This is a genomic window from Streptomyces sp. NPDC059900, assembly GCF_050270335.1.
Taxonomy (GTDB): Bacteria; Actinomycetota; Actinomycetes; order Streptomycetales; family Streptomycetaceae; genus Streptomyces.
In genome coordinates this window covers 1-3977 of the sequence record NZ_JBNNJZ010000683.1, presented here as the reverse complement: position 1 = coordinate 3977, position 3977 = coordinate 1, and the positions used below count along the sequence as shown (strand labels likewise).

Genomic DNA, 3977 nt, shown 5'->3' with positions numbered 1-3977 from the left:
GGGTCGACAGGCCGTCGGAGGACTCGCCCGCGGAGTCCTCGGGCGCCCGCCATGTCGTCACGGTCTGCTCGGAGCCGTCGGCGGCAACGGCGATGAGTTGGCAGACGCGGGCGCCGCCGTGCGGGTCGTGGACGCGGAGCCCGACGTCCGTGCCCCAGTCGCGGCCCCGCGCGGTCAGGGTCGCCGAGACACCGGTGCGGCCGTCGCGGGCGGTGATCTGCTCCGGCCCCGGACCGCCGGAGCGCAGGACCGCCGTCGCGGGAGCCGCGAGGGCCAGCGCGACGGCGACCGCCACCGCGCACAGCCGCCGTCGGCGCCCTGCCCTGCGCAGCCGTCCTGCCTCGCCGAGCAGCCGGTCGGCGAGACCGGGCCCGGGCGCCGCCAGCGGATCGACCGGGGCCGGTGTGCGACCCCGGTAGGCGGCCAACTGCTGGGCTGTCGGGGCGAGTTCCGCCACCGCGGCCCGGCACGGCGGGCAGTCCATGAGGTGATCGTCGAAGCGGAAGGTGTCCGCCGCGTCGAGGACACCGAGCGCGTAGGCGCCGGCGTCGCGATGCCGCTCCAGGGGCCTCATGGCGTTCCTTGCGTGACGAGTCGGGCAGGGGGTGCTTTTCTGCCCTCCCGTACGCAGCGGACCGCCGAATCACTCAAGGCGTGGGACGAGAACAGTTGCGCGTGACGTCAGGACGTCACTGTCATGCCGCGCGGAGCCCTCAGAAGCTGCCAGAAGCCGTCAGGAGTGGTCGGGAGTCGTCAGAACAGATGGATCGCCAGGTGCCCGAGCGGCAGCCCCAGACGCCACGCAGGTGTCCACACCTTGGGTCCGTCGTCCTCGCTGCCCGGCGAACCGCCGCCGGGCACCGCGTCCAGGTCGGGTGCGAGCAGTTCGGTCTCCTCCAGCCACCGCCAGGCCAGATCGGCGAGCAACAGGTCGGGCGCGGGCTCGCCGGAGGCGACCGCGTCCGCCGTGAGCACGGCCATCCGTTCGCCGACCCAGTCCAGCCACGGCTGGTCGTACGCCGTCAGGGACAGCCAGGTCTCCAGCTGGGAGATCACCCGGATGCCCGACAGTTCGCCATTGACGTCGGAGAGGAAAATAGTCAGGGCCAGAGCATCACGCCCGGCGCGGTATTCGAAAGATGTCGGCGGCATCAAATCGCCGGTGCGCAGTAATTCGTCCGCGATGTACTCGGCGTACAACCACGCCATCGGCACGGCCAGTTCATCATCGCTCGGGCCCTCCGTGTCTCCTCGGCTCTCGTGCAGCATCCCGTCTCGCCTTCCTCCGATCCGTGCGCGTCGCCGGCTTCTGGCCCCCAATCCGGAACACGGATGAGGACAGCCGATTACCCAAGGGGGGCTCTGAGCAAGGCGCTTTACGGAGACTTGACCCGGGCCCCGGTTTCGTCGCAGGTCGGGTGCCCTGTGTTCTTCGTGTCACATGGCTGGATGATTTTCATACTTTTCAGGGAGTATGACGGCATTGCGGCTTGACTCGACCATCTGTCCGAATGTGGATTCGTTTCGGCGAATAACCCCCATTCACGGAGCCCGGACGATGACACAGCGAAGACCGCAGGGAACCGCCGTTCTGGCGGTGGTAATGATCGGAGCCACAGCCGTGGCATCCGCCGCGTGTACGGCGAACGAAAAGCCCGCGAGGGATCGGAATCCGAAGCAGCACGGCGAAAACAGTCCGGCCGGCTCCAGGGACGGCAATCGGGACGACCCGGTGTCCGCGCCGTCGGCGGCAGGGGGCGCCCGCGACGCGCCGCGCGCCTTCACGCTCGTCGCCTCCGGGGACGTGCTCCCGCACTCCTCGATCATCAGCCGGGCCAACGCCGACGCGGGCGGCGACGGCTATGACTTCGAGCCGATGCTCAAGGGGGCCAAGCCCGTCGTGTCCAAGGCGGACCTGGCGATCTGTCACATGGAGACGGTCTACGGCGAGAACGGCGACTACACCGGCTACCCCAGCTTCAAGTCCCCGCCCCAGATCGCCGACGCCCTCAAGGCCACCGGCTACGACTCCTGCTCCACCGCCTCCAACCACACGCTCGACGACGGCGCCGCCGGGGTGCACCGGACGCTCCGCGCGCTCGACAAGGCAGGCGTCAAGCACGCGGGTTCGGGCCGTACGGCCGAGGAGGGCAGATCCCCGGCCTGGCTGCGCGCGGGCGGCGCGAAGGTGGCGCAACTCGCGTACACGTACGACACGAACGACAATCCGCTGCCCGAGGGCAAGCCCTGGACCGTCAACCTCATGGAGCGCGAGCGGATCATCGAGGACGCGCGCGCCGCGCGGAAGGCGGGCGCGGACGTGGTGGTGGTCTCGGTCCACTGGGGCACGGAGTGGCAGGACGAGCCGGACGACCGCCAGCTGAGCCTGGGCAAGGAGCTCACGGAGTCCCGCTCGGGCGATCGCCCCGACATCGACCTGGTCCTGGGCACCCACGCGCACGTCCCCCAGGCGTACGAGAAGGTCAACAAGACCTGGGTCATCTACGGCATGGGCGACCAGATCGCCGGCGACATGATCAACGACGAGGACGTGAACGACCCGCGGGGCAACCAGGGCACCATCGGCCGCTTCACGTTCGACCCGCCCGCGTCCCCCGGCGGGCGCTGGGACGTCAGGAAGGCCGAGTTCATCCCCATGTGGTTCGACACCGGCACGGGACGCGCGACCAATCTGAACGCGGCCCTCGCCCGCGGCGCGGACGTGGCCGACATCCGTGACCGGATCCGCCGGGTCGTCCTGAGCAGGGGCGCGGGGAAGGACGGCCTGAAGATGGGCAAGTAGCCGGGCCCGCCGCCCGGCGGATCGCCGCGCATGTCACAGACGTCCGGGGCTGCCTCGCCTCCGGTGGGAGAGGCAGTATCCGGATGTCAGGAAGGTGAGGGGAGTGCGGGCCCGCAACGTGCTGAGGTGGGGCCCGCATCCGGCACCCGGCCGGACCGGATTCCCGGCCCGGCCGGAATCCCGGCGGCCGCTCATCCGATCCGCACCAGCCACCCGCGCCCCGGCTCGACCCGCACCGCCTCGCCCGCGGCGAAGCTCCGCTCCGGCTGGAACCCCTCGATCGCGGGAGCGCAGGCCGCCACCGGCCCCGAAGCGGTGGCCAGGACGACGTCCACCGGCTCCCCGGCCCAGGAGGCGAGCGCCGTCACGGTTCCCCCGGGCCCCTCCCATGTGGTGGCAAGGACGTCGTCATGCCCCGTCAGCACGGGCGGCGAACCGGTGGCCCACCACCCCGTCATCTCCGCCTCCGCGAGCCGGAGTTGGTCAAAGGCCCGCCACAAGGGCCGTACGTCCGTCATGGGAGCCCGCGCCGTCATCCCGAAGACGAGCCCGCGCCAGGGATTCCCGCCGCCCTCCAGCATCTCGCCCATCAGACCGAAGGGGATGCCGGAGATCTCCACGAGCCAGTACGCGGGATCACCCCCGGCGGAGCCGTCCGCCCCGTCGTAGTCGAAGAGCTCGCCCAGCCAGAGCCGGTCCACGTAGGGCAGCAGCTCCGCGTACAGGTTGGCGCTCGAGGCGAACCCGTCCGGCTCGCGGAACTGGTTGCAGGAGTGCAGGTCCACCAGCGGCGGCCGGTCGCCGGAGGCGGACAGGACCTTCCGTACCCGCTTCATGGTCGTCCGGTCGTACGCCACGTCGTCGAGATAGAGGCCGTCGACGCCGACGACCCGCCGCAGCCGTTCGATCCCGCTCACATAGGAGTTGTGCCACCGCGAGTCGCCGGACGTGACGACCGCGACGTCCCCCACGTCGGGCGCCACCCAGCCCGGCACGTAGTCCCCGCCCAGATGCTCCCGCAGCCAGGCGTGCCCGCCGCCGGGCCCCGGTGCGAAGATCTCGTCGCCGAGCGACGCGAGCACCGGCAACTCCGGTGTGTGCCGGGTCAGTTCGCGCACCGTGTCGTACACCTTGACCTGGATGCCCAGCCGGTGTGCCTCCTCGGAGTAGGAGC

The 3977-nt window shown here is 70.9% G+C and carries 4 protein-coding genes; 1 reads left to right on the top strand and 3 read right to left on the bottom strand.

Annotated elements, in window-relative coordinates:
• The coding region (locus ACQKIP_RS41940; protein WP_427745406.1) for a zf-HC2 domain-containing protein at positions 1 to 574 on the bottom strand (574 nt) is incomplete at its 3' end.
• Positions 575 to 753: 179 nt separating this feature from the next.
• Positions 754 to 1269, bottom strand: a complete 516-nt coding sequence (locus ACQKIP_RS41935; protein ID WP_365865117.1) for a hypothetical protein — start codon at positions 1267 to 1269, stop codon at positions 754 to 756.
• Positions 1270 to 1558: 289 nt separating this feature from the next.
• Between ACQKIP_RS41935 and ACQKIP_RS41930 the strand changes: the two genes are divergently transcribed.
• Positions 1559 to 2803 (top strand): CapA family protein, encoded by a 1245-nt coding sequence (locus tag ACQKIP_RS41930; RefSeq protein ID WP_365865119.1) that lies wholly within the window; start codon positions 1559 to 1561, stop codon positions 2801 to 2803.
• Between the two features lie 191 nt (positions 2804 to 2994).
• Here ACQKIP_RS41930 and ACQKIP_RS41925 read toward each other — a convergent pair.
• On the bottom strand, positions 2995 to 3977 hold a 983-nt coding region (locus ACQKIP_RS41925; protein ID WP_427745405.1), incomplete at its 5' end, for a glycoside hydrolase domain-containing protein.